The following is a 24,081-nucleotide window of genomic DNA, read 5'->3' as shown; positions in this document are numbered from 1 at the left end:
CTTCCCATCCCGAACAGGACAGTGAAACGACTTTGCGCCGATGATAGTGCGGGTTCCCGTGTGAAAGTAGGTCATCGTCAGGCTCTTACAGCCCAAACCGCCCTTCTGCTCTTAGAGTAGAAGGGCGTTTTGCTTTGTGGATTGCCATTTCAAATCGGCTATTCGCACTTTCAAATAGTCCCGGGGAAGCTACATGCTTTCCGCTTGTCGTACTGAGGACGCAATGCAGTTACAGGACATTCTGTATTCACAAGGTTTTGGAACGCGCCGAGTTTGTGCGGGCCTGATCCAGCAAGGATTCGTGGAAGTGAAGGCGGCGGGAGAGCCGGCTTACCACCAGTTGGTGGAGGCGGCAGCGGATGTCGATGAGGACGGCCTGCATCTGCGGGTACAAGGCACGGAGTGGCCCTATCATGACAAGGCCTACGTGCTGCTGCACAAGCCTGCCGGCACTGAATGCTCCCAAAAACCCTCGACATACCCGAGCATTTACACCCTGCTGCCGGCCCCTTTGCGTCAGCGTCCCACCAAAAGTGCGGTGCAAGGCGTGCAAGCGGTAGGTCGCCTCGATCAGGATACGACGGGCTTGCTGCTGCTCAGTGATGATGGGCAGTTCATCCATCGCATGAGCTCGCCGAAAAAGCACGTGCCCAAGGTGTATCAGGTGACGACCAAGCACCCCGTGGATGCTGCGCAGGTGTCGAAGCTTCTGGCGGGGGTGGTGCTGGATGACGACCCCAAGCCCGTCCGGGCTGCCGACTGCGTGATCAACGATACCCACCGGCTGGACCTCACCCTGACAGAAGGCAAGTACCACCAGGTCAAGCGCATGCTCGCTGCCGTCGGAAATCGCGTCGAAGGGCTGCATCGATCGAGCATTGGCGCGATGACACTGCCGATGGATCTCGCACCGGGCCAGTGGCGCTGGCTGGGTGAAGAAGACCTGCAGTTGCTGACCCGCGCCGTGTAATCGCTTCGCGATCCGACTTAAGAGAGTCTGGAGGTCACATCCAGGCCAGCGATGAATACCTCGATGGCGCACCGCATGCGAGGTGATGGAGGTCGCCGCGCCTCGGGATCTGTAGTCAAGGGCGACAAGCTAACCGTCGACGTGTCGCAAGTTGATGTAAGAGTCAAAAAATCGTTCTATATCAAGGATGTTACGTGTAAAGCGCAGGTCTTTGTCGAGCACGGCGCTACACTTGAAGGCTGTGTTGAAAGTGGCTTTGTGAAGATTTTTTCGATTGCACGTGCGTGCGTTGCCCTGGGTGGTCTGTGGATGTCGATGGGTGCGGCCTTGGCGGCTGTGCCCCCGTTGTTTGTGCTGAACTCTTTGGAAGCCAGTGTCAGTGTCATTGACCCCACCACCTGGGCAGAGACTGCGCGCATTCCCACGGGCAAGGAGCCCCACCACCTGTACCTCACCCCCGATGAGAAGTCCCTCATCGTGGCGAATGCTCTGGGTGACACGCTGACCTTCCTGGACCCGCGAACGGCCCAAGTGCAGCGCACGGTGCGCGGCATCGTCGACCCGTACCACTTGCGCTTCACGCCCGATATGAAGTGGTTCATCACGGCCGCGAATCGGCTCAACCATGTGGACTTCTACCGGTGGGACGGCAAGGAGCTGACGCTTGTTCAGCGGGTGGCTACCTCGCGCACGCCGAGCCACTTATGGATCGATAGCAAGAGCACGACGGTCTATTCGACCATGCAGGACAGTGACGAGCTGGTGGCCATCGATATCGCCACCCAGACGATCAAGTGGCGCATCAAGACCGGTGCGATGCCGGCCGATGTGTATGGCAGCACGGATGACAAACGCGTGTTCGTGGGGTTGACGGGCAGCGACAGCGTCGAAGTCTTCGACGTGTCGGGTCGCGAGCCTGTCAGCATCCGCAAGATCAAGACCGGCAGCGGTGCGCACGCCTTCCGCGCAGCCGGGGATGGCCGGCATTTGTACGTGAGCAACCGCGTGGCCAACACCATCAGCAAGATCGACATGAATACCTACCAGGTGGTGGAGTCCTACCCGGTACCCGGCGGGCCTGATTGCATGGAGGTGTCTACCGATGGCCGTTTCATCTATGTGAGCTCTCGCTGGGCGCGCAAGCTGTCGGTGGTGGATACCGAGTCCAAGAAGGTGGTCCGTCAGGTCACCGTCGGCAAGTCGCCCCATGGCGTATGGACACTGCAGCACGCGCCACGGTGATGGCTGATTCCGCCACGGCCGTGCCGGCAGTGCGAGCTTCCTGGAAGCAGGCTGCGCGAAATGCTATATTTTTGATAGCATTTGGCGCTTGTTCATCCGTCGGCAGTGCGCAAAATGCCTGCCATAAACCCGTTTACCTGACTTTCGACACGGGACACATGGGCATTGCTCCTCTGGTTGCGGAGGTGCTCCAGCGCCAGCAGGTGCGTGTCACCTTCTTCGCTGCCAACGAGCGCACGAAGGAGGGCGATGGCAGCCTGGGCGACCATTGGGCGCCCTGGTGGAAGGCGCGGGCGGCGGAAGGCCACGAGTTTGCATCCCACACCTGGAGCCACACCTACTGGCGCGCAGACCTGGGCGACGCGCGCCATCCTTCCTTCCGTGTCCGTCCCTCGGCCGGGCCGCGTGAAGGTCAAAGCTTTGTGCTGACTGCCGCCCAGTACTGCGAGGAAGTGACGCATGCTGCAGAGCGGTTGAAGGTCATCACTGGACGGCAGCCGTTGCCATTGTTCCGTGCGCCGGGTGGCAAGACGTCGCCCCAGTTGCTGGCAAGCGCCGCTTCCTGTGGCTACACCCATGTGGGCTGGTCTCCCGCTGGTTTCCTCGGTGACGAATTGCCCAGTGAAAGCGCCAGCAACGATGCGCTGTTGCGCAAGGCTCTGCGGGACGTGCGCAGTGGCGATATTCTCCTGGCGCACCTGGGCATCTGGTCGCGCAAGGATCCCTGGGCGCCCGCGGTGCTCGAACCCTTGATCGTCGGTTTGAAGGAGCGTGGATTTTGCTTTCGCACGTTGCGCGAGCACCCGGACTACGCCCGGCAGGCAGGACGTTGAGCCAGGCCTCGCAGACGGCGCACAGAACACAACACAGCGCGGCAACGCGTTGGGCGAAATGGATGGAGCATGAGCATGGGTTGGCTAGGCAACGGATTTGACGCTGCACAGCAATGGCTGTTCGAGAGCGTGATGCAGCCCCTGATGTTCGCCATGGGCCTGGGCAATCAGCTTGAAAGCGGCTACGAGGCATCGGGCTGGGTCCTCGTGGGTTTGCTGCAGCTGGTCGTGATTGCCGCGGTGATAGGCCCCCTGCAACGCTGGAGGCCTGTGGAGGCCGTCACCGACCGGGCCACGATCCGCACCGACATCCTCTACACGCTGATCCACCGGCTCGGTCTTTTCCGTGTGGGGTTGTTCCTGGCGGTGGACCCCTTTGTCGACTCCTTCTTCGGTGCCTTGCGGGTGGCTGGTGTCAGCACCTTCCAGCTCGATGGCATGTGGCCCGGCGTCACCGACGTGCCGTGGGTCAGCCTGCTGCTGTACCTCGTGGTGTTCGACTTTGTGGACTACTGGATCCACCGTGGGCAGCACCATTTCGAGTGGTGGTGGCGCCTGCATTCCCTGCACCACGCCCAGCGGCAGATGACGATGTGGAGCGACAACCGCAACCACTTGCTCGACGACCTGCTGCGCGACACCATCCTCGTGGCCGTGGCGCAGCTCATCGGCGTGGCACCTGGGCAGTTCATTGCCATCGTGGCCATCACGCAGCTCAGCGAGAGCTTTCAGCACGCCAACGTGCGGCTGTGGTTTGGCCGCTGGGGCGAACGGCTGTGGGTCAGCCCCCGGTTTCACCGCCTGCACCACAGCATCGGCATCGGCCATGAAACCCTCAAGCCCGTCGCGGCGGATGCTGGCGGCGGTCCCACCCACCGGGTGGTGCTGGGTGGGCACAACTTCGGCGTGTTGCTGCCCTGGTGGGACATGCTCATGCGCACCGCCAATTTCGAGCAGCGCTACGACCCGACCGGCATTCGCGACCAGGTCGAGCCCGGCCCGGACGGCCGCGTGCGTGACTACGGCACCGGCTTCTGGTCTCAGCAATGGCGGGGCATGCTCCGGTTGTTCGGGCGGGCCTGACAGGCCTCGCATTCTTTCGGGAAGGTATGCTCGCCGACATGGGACTACTGCTTGATTCTTTCTGGCGCGCTGCAGCCTATTGCCTGCGCCCACGGGTGATGGCGCTGTCGGTGCTGCCGCTGGTGGTGATGCTTGGCCTGGCGCTGGGCCTGGGCTACTTCTACTGGGATGCGGCACTCCAGGGCATGCGCGGGTTGCTCGACGCATCGAGCGTGCTCGCCAGCTTCTGGAACTGGCTGCAGGGCTGGGGCCTGGGCGATGTGGCTTCGGTGGTGGCGCCCTTGATGGTGATCCTCGCGGTGGCCCCCGTGCTGGTGGTGGTCTCCCTGCTGCTCGTGGCGGTGCTAATGACGCCGGCGCTGGTGGGGCTGGTGGCTGACCGGCGATTCCCGAACCTCGCGCGCAAGAAGGGTGGCTCCTTCATCGCCAGCATCGTTTGGTCGCTCAGTTCCACCGTGTTGGCCTTGATCGCGCTGGTGGTGTCCGTCCCCCTGTGGCTCGTACCGCCGCTGGTGCTGATCCTGCCGCCGCTGATCTGGGGCTGGCTCACGTACCGGGTGATGGTGTTTGATGCGCTGGCCGATCACGCCAGCAAGGAAGAGCGTCAGGAGATTTTCAAGCGCCACCGCAGCAGTCTGCTGGGCATCGGCATCGTGACGGGCTACCTGGGGGCCGCGCCCAGCATCGTCTGGGCCTCCGGCGTGGTGTTCGCCGCAGCGTTTGTGGTGCTGGTGCCGCTGGCCATCTGGATCTACACCCTGGTGTTCGCTTTTTCCTCCCTGTGGTTCGCGCATTACGCATTGGCCGCACTGGAACAATTGCGTGCAGAAGGCGGGGCGGCAGACCGCATCTCTGCCGCTGCCGCTGCATCACCCAACGGCCAGGATGCGCCCCATGCCGGGCCACAGGCCCTGTATGCCCCGGCCGATCCGGCCAAGGCCGCGCCCCCGAATCCCCCCGCGCTTGCAGCGCCAGAACCACCCGTCCACGGAACCCCCCCACCATGAATCCCCAGTTCGGCCTCATCATCGTCGGCGACGAAATCCTGTCAGGCAAGCGCGCCGACAAGCACATGCCCAAGGTCATCGAACTGCTCGCCGCCCGCGGGCTGGCCCTGTCGTACGCGGACTATGTGGGCGACAACCCGGACCGCATCACCGCCACCCTGGAGCGCGCGTTTGCCTCGGGTGATGTCGTGTTCTCGTGCGGTGGCATCGGGGCCACTCCCGACGACCACACGCGGCAATGCGCAGCCCGCGCGCTGGGCCTGGAGCTGGCGTTGCACCCCGAGGCAGAGGCCTTGATCCGCGAGCGCATGCAGGATGTGGCGCGTGAGCAGGGTGTGCCTTACGAGGCCGACCGCCCGGACAACCTGCACCGGCTCAACATGGGCACCTTCCCTGTGGGCGCCCGCATCATTGCCAACCCCTACAACAAGATTCCAGGGTTCACCTGCGAGGGATCCGGCGGCGGTGTGGTGCACTTCGTGCCGGGCTTTCCTGTCATGGCCTGGCCCATGATCGAAGGCGTGCTCGACCAGCACTACGCGGCGCATTTCAACCGCACTCCACAAACCGAGCAATCCGTGGTGGTGTACGGCGCCATGGAGGCTGCCCTCACGCCCTTGATGGAACGCATCGAAAAATCGCATCCGGGTGTGCGGGTGTTCAGTTTGCCCAGCGTGGATCATCCACAATACGGGCGGCACATCGAGTTGGGCGTCAAAGGCCGTGCGCCGCTGGTCCCGGCGGCGTGGAAAGACCTCCAACAAGGTTTGCACGAATTTGGTGCGGAGTTTGGCCCCGAATTGGTGCGCAACCTTTGAAGTACGCCAATAAGTAATTTGATGCACTGCATTGGTGCAATCGAATGCGTGCGCTGACGGTCTGCAGTCCGTGGCGCTCCTACATAGTGCGGCGGCTGCACCCGGCTGGCACGCAAACTGCTTTTGTTTACGCAAAATCCTTTTTTCAACAAGCGCTTTACCCAGGAGAACCTGATGGCCAAGACCGTTGCAGACGTGATAAAGATGGTGAAGGAAAACGAAGTCAAGTTCGTTGACTTCCGTTTCACCGATACCCGTGGCAAGGAACAGCACGTGACCGTGCCTGTTTCCCACTTTGATGAAGACAAGTTCACGTCCGGCCACGCATTCGACGGCTCCTCTGTGGCTGGCTGGAAGGGTATCGAAGCTTCGGACATGCAACTGATGCCCGACCCGAACACCGCCAACATCGACCCGTTCTTCGAAGAAACCACGCTGTTCCTGCAGTGCGACGTGATCGAGCCCGGCGACGGCAAGGCCTACGACCGCGATCCACGCTCCATCGCCAAGCGCGCTGAAGCCTACCTGAAGGCCTCCGGCCTGGGCGACACGGCCTTCTTCGGCCCCGAGCCAGAATTCTTCATCTTCGACGGCGTGCGTTGGTCCAACGAACCCGGCAAGGTCATGTTCGAGATCGAAGAGTACGAAGCCCCCTGGAATTCGGGTGCCAAGCTCGAAGGCGGCAACCGCGGCCACCGTCCCACGGTCAAGGGCGGCTACTTCCCAGTGCCTCCGGTCGACAGCACCCAAGACATGCGCGCTGAAATGTCCCTGATTCTCGAATCCCTGGGCATTCCGGTCGAAGTGTTCCACCACGAAGTGGCGGGCGCTGGCCAAAATGAAATCGGCACCAAGTTCAGCACGCTGGTCGAGCGCGCTGACTGGACGCAGGTCCTGAAGTACGTGGTCTGGAACGTGGCCAACGCCTACGGCAAGACCGCCACCTTCATGCCCAAGCCCTACGCTGGCGACAACGGCTCCGGCATGCACGTGCACCAGTCCATCTGGAAGGACGGCAAGAACCTGTTCGCAGGCGACGGCTACGCCGGCCTGTCGGACTTCGCGCTGTACTACATCGGCGGCATCATCAAGCACGCACGTGCCCTGAACGCCATCACCAACCCTGGCACCAACTCGTACAAGCGTCTGGTGCCCGGCTTCGAAGCCCCTGTGAAGCTGGCCTACTCGGCCCGCAACCGCTCGGCCTCGATCCGCATTCCTTACGTGGCCAACCCCAAGGGCCGCCGCATCGAAGCGCGCTTCCCCGATCCATCGGCCAATCCTTACCTGTGCTTCTCGGCCCTGATGATGGCGGGTCTGGATGGTGTGGAAAACAAGATCCATCCCGGCGAAGCCGCCACGAAGGACCTGTACCATCTGCCGCCCGAAGAAGACAAGCTGGTGCCCACCGTGTGCCACAGCCTGGACCAGGCGCTGGAATATCTGGACAAGGACCGCGGCTTCCTGACCAAGGGTGGCGTGTTCTCCGACTCCATGCTGGACGCCTACATCGACCTCAAGATGCAGGAAGTCACGCGTTTCCGCATGGCTCCCCACCCTGTCGAATACGACATGTACTACTCGCTGTAATCGCCTGCCTGCAGGCTGTTACACCCAAAAGGCGGCGCAAGCCGCCTTTTTTCATGGCGCGCAAGGATTGGGCGGACTGCAACGGAACCAGTGGCTGGGCCGTTGCATCCTTGTACAAAGCCCTGTGGGGGCCTGCTGGTGTTGGATTGGCGATGCACGGTGATTGGTGGATACTCCACCGCACCCCCTGCATGGCAGTGCGAGGAAACCGAATGAAGAAAACGCTCATCTCCCTGTTATTGATCGCTGCGACGACGGCCCCGGCCGCCTGGGCGCAAGACCGCATCTACCGCTGTGGCAACGAATACACCAACAACGCCCAGCAGGCCAAGGAGCGCGGCTGCAAACTGGTGGAAGGTGGCAACGTGACGGTGGTGCAGGGCAGCCGCCCCGCAGGTGCTGCAGCGCCTGCTGCCGCGGCTCCGTCTGCCGGTGGTGGCAGTGCCACCTCGGCGTCGCCACCGTCCGCACCGCGCGTCAGCACCAACGACCAGAAGGCCCGCGATTCCGACGCACGCGCCATCCTGGAGTCCGAGCTGCGCAAGGCCGAGGCGCGCCACGCAGATCTGGTGAAGGAATACAACGGTGGCGCGCCCGAGCGCAATGCACTCGACCTGCGCAACCCGCAGCGCTACATCGAGCGCACGGCGGAACTCAAGGCCAACATCACCCGCAGCGAAAGCGATATCGCCGGCATCAAGCGCGAGATTGCGCGCCTGCCTGCTGCCGCCAATTGATTCGCTGGCCGCAACTCCGCCAAAACCCTCGCCATACCGTAGTCGTCACAAGCGCGTGAACTCCCTTCCTCCCACCGATGCCCCGTCCTCCGACACGGGGCGTTTTCATTCCCTGGACCTGATGTCCACGCTCGTGGCGGTGCTGCGGGCCGACGGCGCCGTGCAGTTTGCCAACGCCGCGCTGGAAAACACCCTGGGCCTGTCGCGCCGCACGCTCGAGGGCGCCGACTTCTCCACCTTCTTCACCGACCCCGCGCTGCTGCAGACCGCGCTGGCGGGAGCCCGGGGCAAGGACTTTGCGGCGCTGCGCTACGAGGCCGGCCTCAAGCGCCTGCACCAGGACCCGGTGCCTGTGCATGTGAGCGTGGCCGACGCGGAGCAGGTCGGCGAGATCCTGGTGGAGCTGTGGCCGCTGGAGCAGCAGGCGCGGCAGGACCGCGAGGAGCGCCTGCTCGACCAGGCCCAGGCCAACAAGGAGCTCATCCGCAATCTGGCGCACGAGATCAAGAACCCGCTGGGCGGCATCCGCGGTGCCGCCCAGTTGCTGGAGATGGAGCTCGAAAGCCGCGAGCTCACCGAATACACCCAGGTCATCATCCACGAAGCCGACCGCCTGCAAAGCCTGGTGGACCGGCTGCTGGCGCCGCACCGCCATCCCCACCTGGTAGGTGACGTCAACATCCACGAAGTGTGCGAGCGCGTGCGCTCGCTCGTGCTGGTGGAGTACCCGCAGGGCCTGAAGGTGCTGCGCGACTACGACACCTCCATCCCCGAGTTCCGCGGCGACCGGGCGCAGCTGATCCAGGCCCTGCTGAACATCGTGCAGAACGGCGCCCAGGCCCTGACCGACCGCATCGCCGCAGGCGACGCAGTCATCACGCTGCGCACCCGCGTGGCACGACAAGTAACGTTTGGTCGCCAGCGATATCGGCTGGCACTGGAATTGCATGTCATCGACAACGGACCGGGCGTACCCGACGCGATCAAAGAGCGGATTTTCTATCCCCTCGTGTCGGGTCGGGACGGCGGATCGGGGCTGGGGCTCACGCTGGCACAAACCTTTGTACAGCGGCACCACGGGTTGATCGAATGCGACAGCGTACCGGGTCGCACCGACTTCCGCATCCTGATTCCCTTGCCCTGAGGTCCCTGACACGCAACCACAGGGAAGGTAAGAAAAAGATATGAAGCCGATCTGGTTAGTAGACGACGACCCCTCGATCCGCTTCGTGCTCGAAAAGGCGCTGGCCCGCGAGAACCTGCCCACACGCAGCTTCACCCACCCCCGCGAGGTGCTGGATGCGCTGGCCGACATCACCGCTGGCGACCCCGCCCGGCAAGGCCCCCAGGTGCTGGTGAGCGACATCCGCATGCCCGGCGGTTCGGGCCTGCAGTTGCTCGAAAAAGTGCGCGAGCTGCAGCCCGGCCTGCCCGTCATCATCATGACGGCGTACTCTGATCTGGACAGCGCCGTGTCGGCCTTCCAGCGCGGTGCTTTTGAATACCTGCCCAAGCCTTTCGACCTGCCCAAGGCAGTGGAACTCATCCGCCGTGCGGTGGAGGAAAGCCAGCGCGAAGAGGTCATCGAGGAGCGCCAGGCCGAGACCCCCGAAATGCTGGGCCAGGCGCCCGCCATGCAGGACGTTTTCCGTGCCATCGGCCGCCTGAGCCAGAGCCAGGTCACGGTGCTCATCACCGGTGAATCGGGCTCGGGCAAGGAGCTGGTGGCCCGTGCGCTGCACAAGCACTCGCCGGTGGCCGACGGGCCCTTCGTGGCCATCAACACCGCCGCCATCCCCAAGGACCTGCTCGAATCCGAACTGTTCGGCCACGAGCGCGGCGCCTTCACCGGCGCGCAAACGCAGCGGCGCGGCCGCTTCGAGCAAGCCGAAGGCGGCACGCTGTTCCTGGATGAAATCGGCGACATGCCGTTCGACCTGCAGACGCGCCTTTTGCGTGTGCTCTCCGACGGCCAGTTCTACCGTGTGGGCGGCCATGCAGCGGTCAAGGCGCATGTGCGCGTGATCGCGGCCACCCACCAGGACCTGGAAAAGCGCGTCAAGGAGGGCGGCTTCCGCGAGGACTTGTTCCACCGCCTCAACGTCATTCGCCTGCGGCTGCCCGCGCTGCGCGAGCGGCACGAAGACGTGCCCGTGCTCACGCGCCACTTCCTGCAGCAAAGCGCGCGGCAGCTGGGCGTGGAGCCCAAGCGCATTGCGGACTCGGCCATTGCGCGGCTGGAGCAGTTCGCGTTTCCGGGCAACGTGCGGCAGCTGGAGAACATCTGCCACTGGCTCACCGTGATGGCGCCGGCCCAGGTCATCTCGCAGCAGGACTTGCCCCCCGAAGTGCTGGAGGCGCCCGTCTACCAGTCCGCGCAGCGTGCAGGCGCCAGCGCCAGCGCCGACTCCGCAGGGGCGCACCAGTCAGCGCCTGGCGGCGTTGCACCCGCCTACGCCGCGAACGCCGTGCCCGCAGAGCGGGTTGGCGGCTTGCAGGCGCCAGCGGCGTCCAACGCGCCCTTGGCCGGCTCGGCGCCAGCAGCCTATGGCAGCGCAGCCAGCGCCAGCACGGCCACCGCGTGGTCGGCAGCGATGGATGGTGCGCCGGCGGCCGCCGTCGCGGCGGCGCCGGGTGCGGTGGGTGGGGTCGTCAGTGGCACCGTCAACAGCTGGGAGCAGGCGCTCGAGACCGAGGCGCAGAGGCTGCTTGCAGGCGGCCAGCCCGAGGTGTGGGACGCCCTGACGCGACGCTTTGAATCGCGCCTCATCCGCACCGCTTTGACCGCCACGCATGGCCGCCGCATGGAGGCTGCGCAGCGCCTGGGTATCGGCCGCAATACCATCACGCGCAAGATCCAGGAGCTGGGGCTGGACGCCCCGGACGAAGCATGAAACCAGCCGCTGCCGCTTCATCCTCAAGCGCGAATAGCTATTGTTTTTGTAGCGTTTGAATTTGATGCGGCAAGGCTCGCAGCGCCACACTGCGGCACTCCACAGCGGACGCCGCAGTGCCATCGGCAGGCTGGCGCTGTCCTACATTCAAGCCCTCCATGGGCCGACCCGCGTTGCGCGGCGTGACTTCAACAATGAATTCACTGTCAACCAACCGGAGAGCTTCCATGTCGGATTTCAATGATGCCAACCGCGACCCTTTGACCAATGAACCAGGTTCCCATCCTGTGGGCACCGGAGTGGGTGCTGCCCTGGGCGGCGCCGCAGCAGGTGCAGCCGCAGGTGCCTTTGGTGGCCCCGTGGGTGCCGCAGTCGGTGGTGTGGCTGGCGCAGTCGTCGGCGGCCTGACGGGCAAGGCAGCCGCCGAAGCCGTCAACCCCACCGCAGAAGATGCCTACTGGCGCGAAAGCTACGAGCGCGAGCCCTACTATGTGGGTGGCCGCACGTATGACCAGTACCGTCCTGCCTACGAACTGGGCTGGTCCTCCGTGGGCCGCTATGAAGGCGATTTCGACGCAGTCGAACCCCGCCTGGCCGACGATTGGCGCGCACGCCACGCCGATGGTCTGGCCTGGTCCGATGCACGCCCTGCAACGCGTGCTGCCTGGGACCGCGCTTCGCGCTACCAGGCCGGCGACACCCGTCCCATGGATGTGGTCGACAACGACGATGTGATCGACGTGCTGAACGACCTGCTCGAGTCCGCCCGTGACGGCGAGTACGGCTTCAAGTCCTGCGCCGAACACGCCAAGGCTCCCGAACTCAAGTCGGTATTCCAGCGCCATGCGCAAGAATGCGCGGCCGCCGGTACCGAGCTGGAGCACGAAGTGCGCCGCCTGGGTGGCGAGCCAGCGTCCGGCGGCACGGTCTCGGGTGCGCTGCACCGCGGCTGGGTGTCCGTGAAGACGGCCCTGTCCGTGCAGGACGACAAGGCGGTGCTGGAAGAGTGCGAACGCGGCGAAGACGCTGCCGTGGCACGCTACCGCAAGGCGCTGAAGAACACGCTGCCTGCCCAGGTGCAGGCCCTGGTGCAGCGCCAATCGCAAGGCGCACAGCGCAACCATGACGAAGTGCGCGCGCTGCGCGATTCGTACAAGCGCGATTGATCGGGCAGGGCGTCATCTGCAGGCGGGGGCTCGGCGTCAAGTCGGGCAGCATTCCTGATCTGCAGTGATCGCCCGCATTCGATCAAAGCGTAGGGGGCTGCCATGTGCAGCCCCTTTTACTTTGTGCGTCTCGGAAAAGAAAACCCCCCGTCCACAGGGTGCGGTCAAAAGGCAAGGTCGTTCTTTAGCCCAGGGTCACCACCACCGGCGCATGGTCGCTCGGCTGCGGGTTCTTGCGCGGTGCGCGGTCTACGGTGCACGCGGTCACCGTGGGGCGCAGGGCCTCGCTCACCAGGATGTGGTCGATGCGCAGACCCCGGTTCTTCTGAAAACCGAGCATGCGGTAGTCCCACCAGGAATAGGCTTTGTCGGGCTGCTCGAACATGCGGAAGGTGTCGGTCAGGCCCAGCGCAATCAGGTCCTGAAAATGCTGCCGCTCTTCCACCGTGTGGTGGATGGTGTCCTTGAGCCCCACCGGGTCGAACGAGTCGCGGTCTTCAGGCGCCACGTTGAAATCCCCCACCAACGCCAGCCGCGGGTGTGCTGCCATCTCCTCGCGCAACCAGCGGTGCAGCGCCGCGAGCCACAGCATCTTGTAGGCGAACTTTTCGGTACCCGGCGCCTGGCCGTTCACGAAATAGCAGTTCACCAAACGCAGCGCGCCGCTCGGCGTGTCGATCGTTGCTGCGATCACCCGCGCCTGCTCGTCCGTATGGCCCGGGATGTTGCGCACCACGTCGCGCAGTGGGTGGCGGCTCAGGATCGCCACGCCGTTGTAAGTCTTCTGCCCGAAGGTCACGGTCTGGTAACCCGCCTCCTTGAGCGCGTCGTGCGGAAACTTGTCGTCGGTGAGCTTGAGCTCCTGCAGACCCAGTGCGTCCACGGGGTTGGCCTCCAGCCAGGCAAGTACCTGGGGCAGGCGCACGGACAGGGAGTTCACGTTCCAGGTGGCAATTTGCATAATTGAATTGATGAGTGAAACAAGGGCCGCTCAGCGGTAATCCGGGCATTTGATGCCCAAGCCTCTGATCATTGTCTGGACTGCGTAGCCGCAGTCGGCGCCGCTGGCACAGCGGCCGGCGCGCGCCTGAGCGCATCTTCGGTGACACGGTTGATCGGTCTGTCAGTCAGTCGTGAATGGTACCCACCCTCGGCATGCCTTGGTACGCCCTTGCACGGCCTTTCACGCCCTTGCACTCCCGTCATCACCGGCCAGGCATCGGCGCGAGCAGGATGCGCTCAAGCCTCTGCCATCGTGGGATTTTGTCTGACTGCCCGGCATTGCAGGCACCGCGAGACTCGAGGCATCGTTCCGCTGGAGATCGTCCATGAGAGTCCTTCATCCGCAGACACTGGCCTTGTCGCTGGCGCTCGCCGCCTGCGCCGCGTCCGCCCAGGGCGTCAACACACCTGCCGTGGTTCCTGGCCTGCAGCCTGCCCAGGCGCCGGCCTCCGCGCCCAATGCGCAGGCACCGGTGCAAGCAGGCTCGCCCGGCGCCAGCCAGACACCTGCCCAGACCCCCGCGCCGCCTCCAGCCCTCACGCCATCGCAGACGCCAGAGCCGGAGCCGTCTCAAACGCCGTCCCAGACACCGGCACCGGTGTCGCAGTAGCGCAAAGGGTGTTGCGCAACGCCGCACGCATGTGTGGGGGGCTCAGCCTGCGCGCACGTAGCTCACGAAGCTGAAGGGCAGTCCATTGGTGCTGACGTGTTCGCTGCGTTCGGATGCCACCCAGGTGTCGCCCAGCGCGGGAGCGTACGCATCGCCCTCGAAGTCCCGGTCGATCTCGGTCACCTCCAGCCGGTCGGCCAGCGGCAGGGCCTCGGCGTAGACCTGTGCGCCACCGATGACCCATACCGTCTGGTTGGTGTCGCACTGCGCCAGCGCCTCCTGCAGGCTGCCTGCGCGGTGCGCGCCTTCAGCCTGCCAGTCGCCCTGGCGCGTGACCACGATGTTGGTGCGGCCGGGCAGTGGGCGAAAGCGCGGCGGCAGCGAGTCCCAGGTCTTTCGCCCCATGACCACCGGGCAGCCCTGCGTGAGCTGCTTGAAATGCGCCATGTCCTCGGGCAGGTGCCAGGGCAGGGCGTTGTCCTTGCCGATGACGCCGTTGGCTGCACGGGCGTAGATGAGGTGCAGGGGCATGTGCGCAGGCTCCTCAGATGTGCAGGGCCGCGGCCACGCCGACGCCCAGGCCCACGGCGGCCACACCGTACATGCCGTACTCCAGCCACTTCTTCTTGGTCAGCAGCGCAATGGCCGCCAGGGCGATGGCCACCTGCAGCGCCGTGGTGGCCTGGGCCCAGCGGTGGTGCTGGTGCATCTGCACTTCGCTTTGGCGGTCGAATTCGTGGGCGTCGGCTTCGAGCTTCTCGGCCACGACCTTGATCTCGTTCTTCTCGGTTTCGTAGCGCTGGATCTTGGTCTGGTAGCCGGCCTTGCGGTCCTCGGGCGACAGGTCACGGGCCAGCTCGGCCAGGGACTGCTTGGTGCTCTTGGACTGGAAGTAATTCCACTGGTTGGACGCCTCGGTCTTCTTGATCGCCGCGTCGTTCTTGAGCAGGCCGGCATTGGCCTGCGTGGCGCCACCCATGTACGAGAAGATCGCGCCCACCGTGGCCACGATGGCGGTGAACATCGCGATCTTGCTCATCGACGAGATGCCGCCGCCCTCGTTGCCGTGCTCTGCAGCATGGTCGCTGTGGTCGCCGTGGCCCTGGGTCGCATGTTCCACCGCGTGGTCGTGGGGGCCGTGTACGTGAAATCCGCCGGAAGACATAGTTTTGATGGTGGAAATGAAAAGAAATTGCGTAAATAACGGCCTGGAGCCAAGAGCAAGTTATGCGGGTTTGGTCGCCCTGTCGGCTCCGGTGAATGACGACAGCTTGTCGCGTGCGAACCGATACAGAGGCTGTTCTATCCAGCGGTAGTGCATCCACGCATACAAAATGACTGCAAGTACTATGACCGTAAGGAGCATTGCGGGCGAAAAAATTTGTATATATCCCAGCCGGGTAAGAATCAAGCACACCCCAGAGATTACCGCGATATGAGCCAAATAGATTGCATAAGATGTATCGCCGCACTGCGCCAGCACTTTCCAGATGCGGCTCTTCGGGGGAGGCAAGGCCAGGGCGCAAGCAACGAGAGCACTCGTCGCGCCTCCTATCAGAAGTACCCGTTCCGGCAGGTGATGGAAGCCAGCCATGCCGCTGGATGCCAGCGATCCGTACAACTGGTACCAAATGGCCACACCCATCAACATACCCGCAACAAGCGCTGGTGCCTTCCAATTGATTGGCGGTCTGTTGTGGAGGTATTCGAAAATTAGGAAGCCGGCCACAAACTCCAGAATCAAGGGGCTGAAATAAAAATCCTGCACTAGGCCTACTTCTGCAAATCGTTCGGGCAGATACAGGCCCGTAAGCCAGTTGTAGACTGTAAACGCCGCAATTCCAGCGGCCCATGAAGAGAGCGCAAGTATTTGCAGGTATCGCTTAAAAAAAAGCAAACCGCCCAACACGAGGTAAAAGTACAGTTCAAAAGACAAAGTCCAAGTGATTGGCAAAAGTTGGTAAGTCAGGCTCTGCGGCCAGAGGAAAAGGGATGCAACCAAGTGCTGGTCTGATGAAAAGCTTCCCGTTGCTTTGAACGAGAGGAGATAAATAATGAAAAAAGGCCACCAACCGCAATAAATGCGAGCGAGTCGAGCCGCAATGAAATGCGCCGGCGAGCGCCCTCCAGCTGACAAATTGCGAGTGGTTTTGGCCATCACAGCACCGCTGATCACAAAAAACAGATCCACGCCGGCAAAACCCAATGCCGCAAGCCACTCTATCAGTCTGGGAAGTTCTGCAGATGCAAGCGCCCTCTCAATAGGCGCAGGAGCATGATGGAAGACGACTGCAATGGCTGCAAAAAAACGCAATATTTGAATATGAAGAATCATTCCCGCCGCTTCACACGGCCACGGGCGCCTTGATCGCCGGATGGCACTGGTAGTCCAGTACTTCAAAATCTTCGAACTGGTAGTCGAAGATGCTGTCCGGCCGGCGCTGGATGTTCAGCACAGGGTAGGGGTAGGGCGTGCGCGCCAGCTGCGTCTGCACCTGATCGTGGTGGTTGCTGTAGATGTGGCAGTCGCCGCCGGTCCAGATGAAGTCGCCCACGTCCAGGTCGCACTGCTGCGCCACCATGTGCGTCAGCAGGGCGTAGCTCGCAATGTTGAACGGCACACCCAGAAAGATGTCCGCACTGCGCTGGTACAGCTGGCACGACAGCGTGCCGCGCCCGCCGGGCTCCTGCGCTGGCGCCACGTAGAACTGGAAGAACGCATGGCAGGGCATGAGCGCCATCTTGTTGAGCTCGGCCACGTTCCAGGCGCTCACGATGATGCGGCGCGAATCGGGGTTGGTTTGGAGCGTCTTGATGACGTCGCTGATCTGGTCGATGTGCCCGCCGTCCGGCGTGGGCCAGCTGCGCCACTGCACGCCGTACACCGGGCCCAGGTCGCCATCTTCGCGCGCCCATTCGTCCCAGATGGTGACGCCGCGGTCCTTCAGCCAGTTGTTGTTGCTCGACCCCGTGAGGAACCACAGCAGCTCCTGGATGATGGAGCGCAGGTGCACCTTCTTGGTGGTGACGAGCGGAAAGCCTTCCTTCAAATCGAACCGCATCTGGTGTCCGAACACGCTCGTTGTGCCCGTGCCCGTGCGGTCCGACTTGTGCACACCGTGGGTGAACACGTGGCGCATGAAGTCTTCGTATTGCGAGCGGACGGGGCGGGCGTGTTCGGTCATGGCGGTTGGAAGGCGAAAGCCGCGATTTTAGGCGGGCGCAGGTCTGCGGGTGCCGGACAGGCTAAGCTCGCACACCTTTTTGTCCAGCTGCCCTTTTCAGAAAGAAGCCCCCGATCATGCGCCTGGTCTCTCCAGCCCCTGTGTGCCGCGCCGTGCTGGCCTCCCTTCCATTGGCCCTGCTGCTCGTGCTGCCAGGCTGCGGCGGCACGGCGCCCACCGCGTCGCCCAAAGCCGTGCGCCCCGCGCCCACGGTCGCATCCGCTGCACCGGCCAACCCTTGGGCCCACCTGCAAACCCAGGTCGGCAACTACCCGGTGGGGGGCGCCGACTTCCTGCGTGCCGGCCCGCTGGCCGAGCGGCTGCGCGGTCTGCTCGGTGTCCCCAACTACAACGTGCTGCTGGAAAACCTGCAGGTGAGCGGCCCGCTGCGGCAGGACGGCACCATGCTCTACATCACCGGAAACCGCCAGCACGAGGGCGGCACCGAGGCCGCCGCCGTCGTGGTGCATGCCGCCACCGACACCGTGCGCGTGTGGCTGCTGACCGGTGAGGAGGAGTGGGACGTGCAGGACCAGGGCACGCCGAAGATCTTGCCGGCCGATGTCGCCAGGATGATGGAAAACGCAGCGCGCTGAGCAGGCGCTCCCCGCGCGGGGCTGGGCACAACTGGGAATGCATTTCTATAATCAAGAATCATTCTCAAAAAGGCCGCCACCCCATGCCTGCCGCTCATCCCCTGCACGCGCTCTACAGCCACCACCACGGGTGGCTGCAGTCCTGGCTGCGCCGGCGGCTCGGTTGTGCCGACGACGCGGCCGACCTGGCGCAGGACACCTTCGTGCGCCTGCTCGCACGGCCCACCGCCATCGCCCCCGACGCGATGCGCGAGCCGCGCGCTTACCTGACCACGGTGGCACGCGGGCTGCTGGTGGACTTCTGGCGCCGGGGTGAACTGGAGCGCGCCTACCTGGCAGACCTGGCCCTGCAGCCCGAGGTGCTGCAGCCATCCCCCGAAGAGCGCCTGGCCGCCGTGCAGATGCTCCACGCGGTCGATGCAGTGTTGCAGGGCCTGACGCCCAAGACGCGCGCAGCGTGGCTGATGAACCGGCTCGATGGCCTCACGCACGCAGAGATTGCCGAGCAGCTGCAAGTGTCGGTGCCCCGCGTGCGCCAGTACCTGGCCAACGCCATGCGCCACGCCTACCACCTGCGCTTCGGTGGCGCGGCGTGAGCAGCGCAGGCTGGACCACGGGCGGCCCCCCTGGCGGTGCAGGCGACGACCATCCCGTGCCGCCGGCCGTGCTGGAGGCCGCCATTGGCTGGCAACTGCGCCAGGGCGAGGGCGATATCTCGCCGGCGGACGCGCAAGCCCTGGCCGACTGGCTGGCGGCACACCCCGACCATGCCCGCGCCTGGCGCCAGTTGGGCGACATCGACCAGCACCTGACCCGCGCCGCCGCAGGTCCCGGAGCCCGCGCAGCGTTGCTGCTGCCACCGCGCCGGCGCCGTCCAGCCCGTGTGGCGGGCGCCGTGCTGGGCCTGGCGTTGGCGCTGGCCTGCGGCGTGCTGGTGCTGGACCGCCACCAGCCCGTGGGCCAACTGCTGGCCGACCACCGCACCGCCACCGGCGAGCGCCGCACCGTCGTGCTGCCCGACCAGACCGTGCTGCACCTGAACACCCGCAGTGCCGTGGATGTCGTGTTCAGCCAAGACCAGCGCACCATCCGCCTGCGCGCCGGCGAGGTGGCCGTGGAAACCAGCCATGCCGACCCGGCCGAGCGGCGCCCGTTCGTGGTGCTGACCGAGGACGGCAGCCTGCGCGCCCTGGGCACCCGCTTCACCGTGCGCCGTTGGCCACAGGCGCACACCGCTGGTATCGGTGAAGCGCAGGGCCCTGGCGCGCCCGCCACCGAGGTCGCCGTCACCCAGTCCGCCGTCGCGGCCCGCCCGGCGACCTGTGCGGCAGCAGCGTCCGAGCCGTGCGCTGCCGAGCGCATCGTGTCGGCCGGGCAGGGCGCGCGGCTGGAGGGCGGGCGGGTGGACCCATGGGCGGCCCCACCCGATGCCGACGCCTGGAAGGACGGCATGCTGGTGGTGGACAACCAACCCTTGGGCGAGGTGGTGGCAACGCTCGCGCGGCACCGGGTCGGCCGCCTGGCTGTCGACCCCCGCGTGGCCGGTTTGCGCGTGACGGGCACGCTGCCCCTGGCGGACTCCGACCAGGCCCTGTTGGCGCTGACCGCGGCCGTGCCCGTCGATGTCGCCTGGACCACCCGCTGGTGGGTCACGCTCAAGCCGCGTGCTGCGCCCTGAGGATGAAAATGTGAAGAAAATCGGCCGCTACCGCTTGATGGGAAAGCGCTGGAAGCTATCAAAAGATGAGCAACTTGGTGCGGCAGATCGACGGTTCCATTCCGTTCAACCCAGATCCACCAGCCGAAGCAGATCAACCCGGATCGCCCCTGCCAGCCGGCATCCCATCCACCAGCGACGCCGGCCCAAAAAATAAATGGCCCCGGCCCCCTCTCACTTTTCGGCACCCGTTCGGCAATCAGACAGAGACCGTGCATCGCCGCGGTTGCCCCTCTTTTCTGACGTGACCGTCTCGGAGCCTGACCCATGCCCTCTGCTGTTTTCCCCTTTCCGCTGAACCCCTGCGCTGCGGCGCTGCTGCTCGCGTTGGGCGCTTCTGCCGCGGCCGCACAGCCAGCCACGGCAGAGGTCCCTGCGGCCACGGCCAGCGCTGCGGCCGTGCGCGACTACGACCTGCCCGCCGGGCCGCTGGGAGCAGCCCTCAACCGCATCGCGCGTGACGCGGGCCTGGCCCTCACCGCCGATGCGCAGCTGGTGGAAGGCCGCAACGCGGCGCCCGTGCGCGGCCGCTTCGATGCGCCCGAGGCACTGCGCCGCGCGCTGGCAGGTTCGGGGCTGGAACTGCGGCAGACCACGGGCGGCGTCTTCACGCTGCGCGAGGCATCGCGCCCTGCAGCGCAGGCACCCCGGCTCAGCGATGCCGCCACCCTGGGCGCCGTCACCGTGACGGCCAGCGCCGAGGCAGCGCCCGGCGATTTGCCCCCCGCCTATGTCGGCGGCCAGGTTGCCACGGGCAGCCGGGTCGGCCTGCTGGGCCACCAGAGCCTGATGGACACGCCGTTTCACATCACCAGCTACACGGCCGAACTCATGCAGGACCAGCAGGCGATCACCGTGGCCGATGTGCTGGCCAACGACCCGTCCGTGCGCACGGTGTCGTACAGCCTGACGAACGCTGCTGCGGGGGGCGACATCTTTCTGATCCGCGGCTTCTCGGTGCAGGACTCGGTGCTGTTCGACGGCATCGGCGGCATCGCCACCAACCGTGCCGTGGCGGTCGAAGCGGCCGAGCGCGTCGAGGTGCTCAAGGGCCCCAACGCGTTGCTCAACGGCATGGCGCCCGGGGCGGGCGGCGCGGTGGGCGGCGCCATCAACCTGGTGCCCAAGCGCGCGAGCGATGTGCCGCTGACACGCCTGACCACCACGTACCTGTCCAGAGGCAACCTGGGCGGCCACCTGGACGTGGGCCGCCGGTTCGGCGACGACCACCAGTGGGGTGTGCGCTTCAACGGCATCTACCGTGACGGGAAGACCGCCACCCAGGGCCAGTCCGTCGAGCTGGGCGCTGCGGCGCTGGCCGTGGACTACCGGGGCAGTCAGTTGCGGGCCTCGGTGGATGCCGGCCACCAGACGATGAACAACGAAGCGCCGCAAGGCGCCGCGGGCTTCGGCATCGACGACGGCATTGCCATCCCCAGGCCGCCCCGGGCCAGCCATCGCATCGCGCAGGACTGGGAGTTCGCCAGGTCGCGCAGCAACTACCTTCTGGCCAAGGCCGAGTACGACCTCACCCCGGACTGGACGCTCTCTGCCGCCGCGGGTGGCAGCCACACGCGGTCCCGCTACCTCGCCACCGACGTGTTCGTGACCAACGTGCGGGGCGACGCGCAGGCCACCACGTACTTCTGGCCCAACTGGACGAACTACCGCACCCTGCAAGGCGGCCTGCAGGGCACGGTGCGTGCCGGCGAGCTTACGCACCGCATCCACCTGCATGCGTCGTACCTGAAGAAGGACAGCGGCTTCACGGCGCAGTACTACGGCTTCGACAGCTTCGCCACGAACATGTATGCGCCCGCGGCCACCGCGCGTCCGTCCATCGACGGTTTCTCATCGCGGCCGCCCCAGACCGATTCCTTGCAGTTGCCGTCCGTGGCGCTGTCCGACACCGTCTCGCTGTGGCAAGACCGCCTGTCCGTCACCCTGGGCGCCCGCTACCAGCGCGTGAAGGTCGTCAAGTACGACACCACCACCGGGGCCGGCAGCGCCGCGTACGACGAGCACGCGGTGACGCCGGCGCTGGCGGCGGTGTTCAAGCTACAGCCGCACGTATCGGTCTACGGCAATTACATCGAAGGGCTGGTCCAGGGCGATTCAGCGCCACTGGGCACCACCAACGCCGGGCAGGTGTTTCCGCCGGTCCGCACGAAGCAGCGGGAGGTGGGCGTGAAGGCCGACTGGGGCCGCTTCAGCACCACAGCGAGCCTGTTCCACATCCAGAAACCGAGCGGGCTCGTGGCCTCCAACGGCGACGGCACGTTCACCTACCAGGTCGGTGCAGAGCAGCGCAACCGCGGGGTCGAGCTCAATGTCTTTGGCGAGGTGGCCCGGGGCACGCGCCTGCTGGGCGGCGTGACCTTCAACGATGCCCGGCTGACCCGGACCGAAGGCGGCACCTACAACGGCAACGCCGCGCCCAATGTGTCGCGCTGGCAACTCAACCTAGGCAGCGACCACGACGTGGCTGCCGTTCCGGGGCTGACGCTGTCGGCCCGCATGATCGCCAGCAGCGCGCAGCATGTGGACGCCGCCAACCTGCGGCGCATTCCGGGCTGGACGCGCTGGGACATCGGTGCCCGCTACAAGACCCAGGCGTGGGGCCGGCCGCTGGTGCTGCGCGCGGGCGTGGACAACCTGTTCAACCGCAACTACTGGTCCAGTGGCTCCGGCAACTGGCTGTATGTGGGAAGTCCCCGCACAGTGACTCTCTCTGCCACGGTGGATTTCTGACGCGGAGCAGGCTCCCCTGGGCAGAGGGGCACATGGAGGGAGTTGGGGGGTGTGGGCGTCAACCCCAGTGGGCCTTGGTGCAAGAAAATGTGGACTGAATTGGCCTCTGCCGCTGGATAGGCAAGCGCTAGCAGCTATTGATTTCATAGTGATCCGGGGCATCCGCTACACCAACGCTGCAACGGGATAGCCGCCTTTTCGCAGTCAGTTAGATACCCTGTTGACACATCTAGGTATAAATCCTGAGTATCTGGTGCAAATTAGTATTTGTGGAGGCGTCTGGAGTACCAATCGAGCATCGCAGCATCGGTATCGTTCAGTCCGTCAATGCCTGCATGCCTTGCGCCGGTGTTGAAAGGCAGATTCCCATACCAACGACCGAGGAGACTTTTCCGATGCCACATTCCACCCCTGTCACCATGCCCCAGCGCCTGGCCGTCGCCGTCGCGCTGGCCTTGACGTCGCTGTGCGGCGCCGCCAGCGCGCAGACCGAGCTCGTGATCGCCACCGTGAACAACGGCCACATGATCGAGATGCAGAAGCTCAGCAAGAACTTCGAGCAGGCGAACCCCGACATCAAGCTCAAGTGGGTCACGCTCGAAGAAGGCGTGCTGCGCCAGCGCGTCACCACCGACATCGCCACCAAGGGCGGCCAGTTCGACGTGATGACCATCGGCATGTACGAGGCGCCCATCTGGGGCAAGAAGGGCTGGCTGCAGGAGCTGAAGACCGACGCCGCGTACGACGTGGACGACCTGCTGCCCGCCGTGCGGGGCGGACTGTCCATCGACGGCAAGCTGTTCGCCGCGCCGTTCTACGGCGAAAGCTCCATGCTCATGTACCGCAAGGACCTGGCCGACAAGGCCGGCGTGCAGGTGCCCGAGCGTCCTACCTGGCCGCAGATCAAGGACCTGGCCGCCAAGATGCACGACCCCAAGAACGGCGTATACGGCATCTGCCTGCGCGGCAAGCCGGGCTGGGGCGACAACATGGCGTTCCTGACCACACTGGTCAACACCTTCGGCGGCCAGTGGTTCGACATGCAGTGGAAGCCGCAGCTCGAATCCAAGCCCTGGAAGGACGCGATCACCTTCTACGTGGACCTGCTCAAGAACTACGGCCCGCCCGGCTCGTCGGCCAACAGCTTCAACGAGATCCTGGCGCTGACCAACTCCGGCAAGTGCGGCATGTGGGTGGACGCGACCATCGCGGCATCGTTCGTGAGCGACCCCAAGCAGTCCAAGGTGGCCGACCAGATGGCCTTTGCCCAGGCGCCCACCATGAACACGCCCAAGGGCGCCAATTGGCTGTGGTCGTGGAACCTGGCCATCCCCGCCGGTTCGAAGAAGGTCGACGCCGCGCAGAAGTTCATCACCTGGTCCACCAGCAAGGACTACATCCAGCTGGTCGCCAAGACCAACGGCTGGGCCAACGTGCCCACCGGCACGCGCAAGAGCACCTACGCATCGCCTGAGTTCCAGAAGGCCGCCCGCTTTGCGGCCGCCGAGAAGGTCGCGATCGACTCGGCCAACCCGACCGATTCGACCCTGCCCAAGAGCCCGTACGTGGGCGTGCAGTTCGCGGCGATTCCGGAGTTCCAGGCCATCGGCATCGCGGTGGGCCAGCAGATGAGCGCGGCGCTGGCCGGCAAGACGACGGTGGATGCGGCGCTGAAGGCATCGCAGGTGTCGGCGGACCGTGAAATGAAGAAGGCCGGCTACTACAAGTAAATAGGCATTCATTCGGCTACTGCGCGGGCCGATCCGGGGCCGGTGTTCCTCGCCGTACGAGAGTACGGCTGCGGTACAGCGACCCCGCCTCGGCCCGCTCGCTACGCCGA

General features: G+C 64.9%; 23 protein-coding genes. 18 read left to right on the top strand and 5 right to left on the bottom strand.

Features of this window, described 5'->3' with window-relative positions; all coding sequences use genetic code 11:
* Window positions 1–223 precede the first annotated feature (223 nt).
* From ACIGHN_RS21025 to ACIGHN_RS20970, 12 genes are all read left to right on the top strand, one after another.
* On the top strand, window positions 224–970 hold the full coding sequence (locus ACIGHN_RS21025) for a pseudouridine synthase (RefSeq protein ID WP_396505832.1): 747 nt from the start codon (window positions 224–226) through the stop codon (window positions 968–970).
* A 258-nt stretch (window positions 971–1,228) separates the two neighbouring features.
* The gene (locus tag ACIGHN_RS21020; protein WP_396505835.1) at window positions 1,229–2,212 is read left to right on the top strand and encodes a YncE family protein; all 984 of its coding nucleotides are present in this window, start codon (window positions 1,229–1,231) and stop codon (window positions 2,210–2,212) included.
* Window positions 2,212–3,045 (top strand): polysaccharide deacetylase family protein, encoded by an 834-nt coding sequence (locus ACIGHN_RS21015; protein WP_082485783.1) that lies wholly within the window; start codon window positions 2,212–2,214, stop codon window positions 3,043–3,045. The genes ACIGHN_RS21020 and ACIGHN_RS21015 overlap by 1 nt, the downstream gene beginning before the upstream one ends.
* Window positions 3,046–3,120: 75 nt before the next feature.
* Window positions 3,121–4,128, top strand: coding sequence for a sterol desaturase family protein (locus ACIGHN_RS21010; RefSeq protein ID WP_056413521.1), 1,008 nt, complete (start codon window positions 3,121–3,123; stop codon window positions 4,126–4,128).
* A gap of 38 nt (window positions 4,129–4,166) precedes the next feature.
* Window positions 4,167–5,135, top strand: coding sequence for an EI24 domain-containing protein (locus ACIGHN_RS21005; protein WP_396505831.1), 969 nt, complete (start codon window positions 4,167–4,169; stop codon window positions 5,133–5,135).
* The gene (locus ACIGHN_RS21000; protein WP_396505830.1) at window positions 5,132–5,953 is read left to right on the top strand and encodes a competence/damage-inducible protein A; all 822 of its coding nucleotides are present in this window, start codon (window positions 5,132–5,134) and stop codon (window positions 5,951–5,953) included. The genes ACIGHN_RS21005 and ACIGHN_RS21000 overlap by 4 nt, the downstream gene beginning before the upstream one ends.
* A 174-nt stretch (window positions 5,954–6,127) precedes the next feature.
* Complete coding sequence (glnA, locus tag ACIGHN_RS20995) at window positions 6,128–7,543, top strand: type I glutamate--ammonia ligase (protein ID WP_056163798.1); 1,416 nt, start codon at window positions 6,128–6,130, stop codon at window positions 7,541–7,543.
* 212 nt (window positions 7,544–7,755) lie between these two features.
* A complete protein-coding gene (locus tag ACIGHN_RS20990; protein WP_056413469.1) occupies window positions 7,756–8,280 on the top strand; it encodes a hypothetical protein in 525 nt (174 codons plus the stop codon).
* Window positions 8,281–8,401: 121 nt separating this feature from the next.
* Complete coding sequence (glnL, locus tag ACIGHN_RS20985; RefSeq protein WP_396505834.1) at window positions 8,402–9,424, top strand: nitrogen regulation protein NR(II); 1,023 nt, start codon at window positions 8,402–8,404, stop codon at window positions 9,422–9,424.
* Between the two features lie 40 nt (window positions 9,425–9,464).
* A complete protein-coding gene (gene ntrC / locus ACIGHN_RS20980; protein ID WP_396505829.1) occupies window positions 9,465–11,174 on the top strand; it encodes a nitrogen regulation protein NR(I) in 1,710 nt (569 codons plus the stop codon).
* Between the two features lie 267 nt (window positions 11,175–11,441).
* Window positions 11,442–11,582, top strand: a complete 141-nt coding sequence (locus ACIGHN_RS20975) for a hypothetical protein (protein ID WP_235503949.1) — start codon at window positions 11,442–11,444, stop codon at window positions 11,580–11,582.
* On the top strand, window positions 11,555–12,340 hold the full coding sequence (locus ACIGHN_RS20970; protein ID WP_235503948.1) for a PA2169 family four-helix-bundle protein: 786 nt from the start codon (window positions 11,555–11,557) through the stop codon (window positions 12,338–12,340). The genes ACIGHN_RS20975 and ACIGHN_RS20970 overlap by 28 nt, the downstream gene beginning before the upstream one ends.
* 184 nt (window positions 12,341–12,524) lie before the next feature.
* On the opposite strand, the gene xth is transcribed toward ACIGHN_RS20970, so the two are convergent.
* Window positions 12,525–13,301: an exodeoxyribonuclease III gene (gene xth / locus ACIGHN_RS20965; protein WP_396505828.1), complete on the bottom strand. Its 777-nt coding sequence runs from the start codon at window positions 13,299–13,301 to the stop codon at window positions 12,525–12,527.
* A gap of 367 nt (window positions 13,302–13,668) precedes the next feature.
* On the opposite strand from xth, the gene ACIGHN_RS20960 reads away from it, so the two are divergent.
* Window positions 13,669–13,953, top strand: coding sequence for a hypothetical protein (locus tag ACIGHN_RS20960; protein ID WP_396505827.1), 285 nt, complete (start codon window positions 13,669–13,671; stop codon window positions 13,951–13,953).
* Window positions 13,954–13,995: 42 nt separating this feature from the next.
* Here the strand turns inward: ACIGHN_RS20960 and ACIGHN_RS20955 are convergent, their stop codons facing one another.
* Genes ACIGHN_RS20955 through ACIGHN_RS20940 form a run of 4 tightly spaced genes read right to left on the bottom strand, consistent with a single transcriptional unit; the run spans window position 13,996 to window position 17,138 of the window.
* Window positions 13,996–14,484, bottom strand: a complete 489-nt coding sequence (locus ACIGHN_RS20955; RefSeq protein WP_396505826.1) for a dihydrofolate reductase — start codon at window positions 14,482–14,484, stop codon at window positions 13,996–13,998.
* A 13-nt stretch (window positions 14,485–14,497) separates the two neighbouring features.
* The gene (locus ACIGHN_RS20950; protein ID WP_396505825.1) at window positions 14,498–15,118 is read right to left on the bottom strand and encodes a DUF4337 domain-containing protein; all 621 of its coding nucleotides are present in this window, start codon (window positions 15,116–15,118) and stop codon (window positions 14,498–14,500) included.
* 60 nt (window positions 15,119–15,178) lie between these two features.
* Window positions 15,179–16,288, bottom strand: a complete 1,110-nt coding sequence (locus ACIGHN_RS20945) for an acyltransferase family protein (protein WP_396505824.1) — start codon at window positions 16,286–16,288, stop codon at window positions 15,179–15,181.
* Between the two features lie 10 nt (window positions 16,289–16,298).
* Window positions 16,299–17,138 carry a thymidylate synthase gene (locus ACIGHN_RS20940; protein ID WP_396505823.1) on the bottom strand — a complete coding sequence of 280 codons (840 nt, stop codon included), beginning with the start codon at window positions 17,136–17,138 and terminating at the stop codon, window positions 16,299–16,301.
* Window positions 17,139–17,254: 116 nt separating this feature from the next.
* Between ACIGHN_RS20940 and ACIGHN_RS20935 the strand changes: the two genes are divergently transcribed.
* The 5 genes from ACIGHN_RS20935 (at window position 17,255) to ACIGHN_RS20915 (ending at window position 23,971) form a co-directional block, all read left to right on the top strand.
* On the top strand, window positions 17,255–17,773 hold the full coding sequence (locus ACIGHN_RS20935; RefSeq protein WP_396505822.1) for a hypothetical protein: 519 nt from the start codon (window positions 17,255–17,257) through the stop codon (window positions 17,771–17,773).
* A gap of 83 nt (window positions 17,774–17,856) precedes the next feature.
* Window positions 17,857–18,369 carry a sigma-70 family RNA polymerase sigma factor gene (locus ACIGHN_RS20930; RefSeq protein WP_396505821.1) on the top strand — a complete coding sequence of 171 codons (513 nt, stop codon included), beginning with the start codon at window positions 17,857–17,859 and terminating at the stop codon, window positions 18,367–18,369.
* Entirely contained in the window at window positions 18,366–19,451 is a 1,086-nt protein-coding gene (locus ACIGHN_RS20925) for a FecR domain-containing protein (RefSeq protein WP_396505820.1), read from the top strand. Before ACIGHN_RS20930 ends, ACIGHN_RS20925 begins: the two co-directional genes overlap by 4 nt.
* A gap of 306 nt (window positions 19,452–19,757) precedes the next feature.
* Window positions 19,758–22,241, top strand: coding sequence for a TonB-dependent siderophore receptor (locus ACIGHN_RS20920; RefSeq protein ID WP_396505819.1), 2,484 nt, complete (start codon window positions 19,758–19,760; stop codon window positions 22,239–22,241).
* Window positions 22,242–22,636: 395 nt separating this feature from the next.
* On the top strand, window positions 22,637–23,971 hold the full coding sequence (locus ACIGHN_RS20915) for a sugar ABC transporter substrate-binding protein (RefSeq protein ID WP_056413437.1): 1,335 nt from the start codon (window positions 22,637–22,639) through the stop codon (window positions 23,969–23,971).
* Window positions 23,972–24,081: the final 110 nt, after the last annotated feature.

The organism is Acidovorax sp. NPDC077693, assembly GCF_044542805.1.
Lineage (GTDB): Bacteria > Pseudomonadota > Gammaproteobacteria > Burkholderiales > Burkholderiaceae_C > Acidovorax.
The sequence above is the reverse complement of the archived record's forward strand: the minus strand, read 5'-3'. Positions and strand labels throughout refer to the sequence as shown.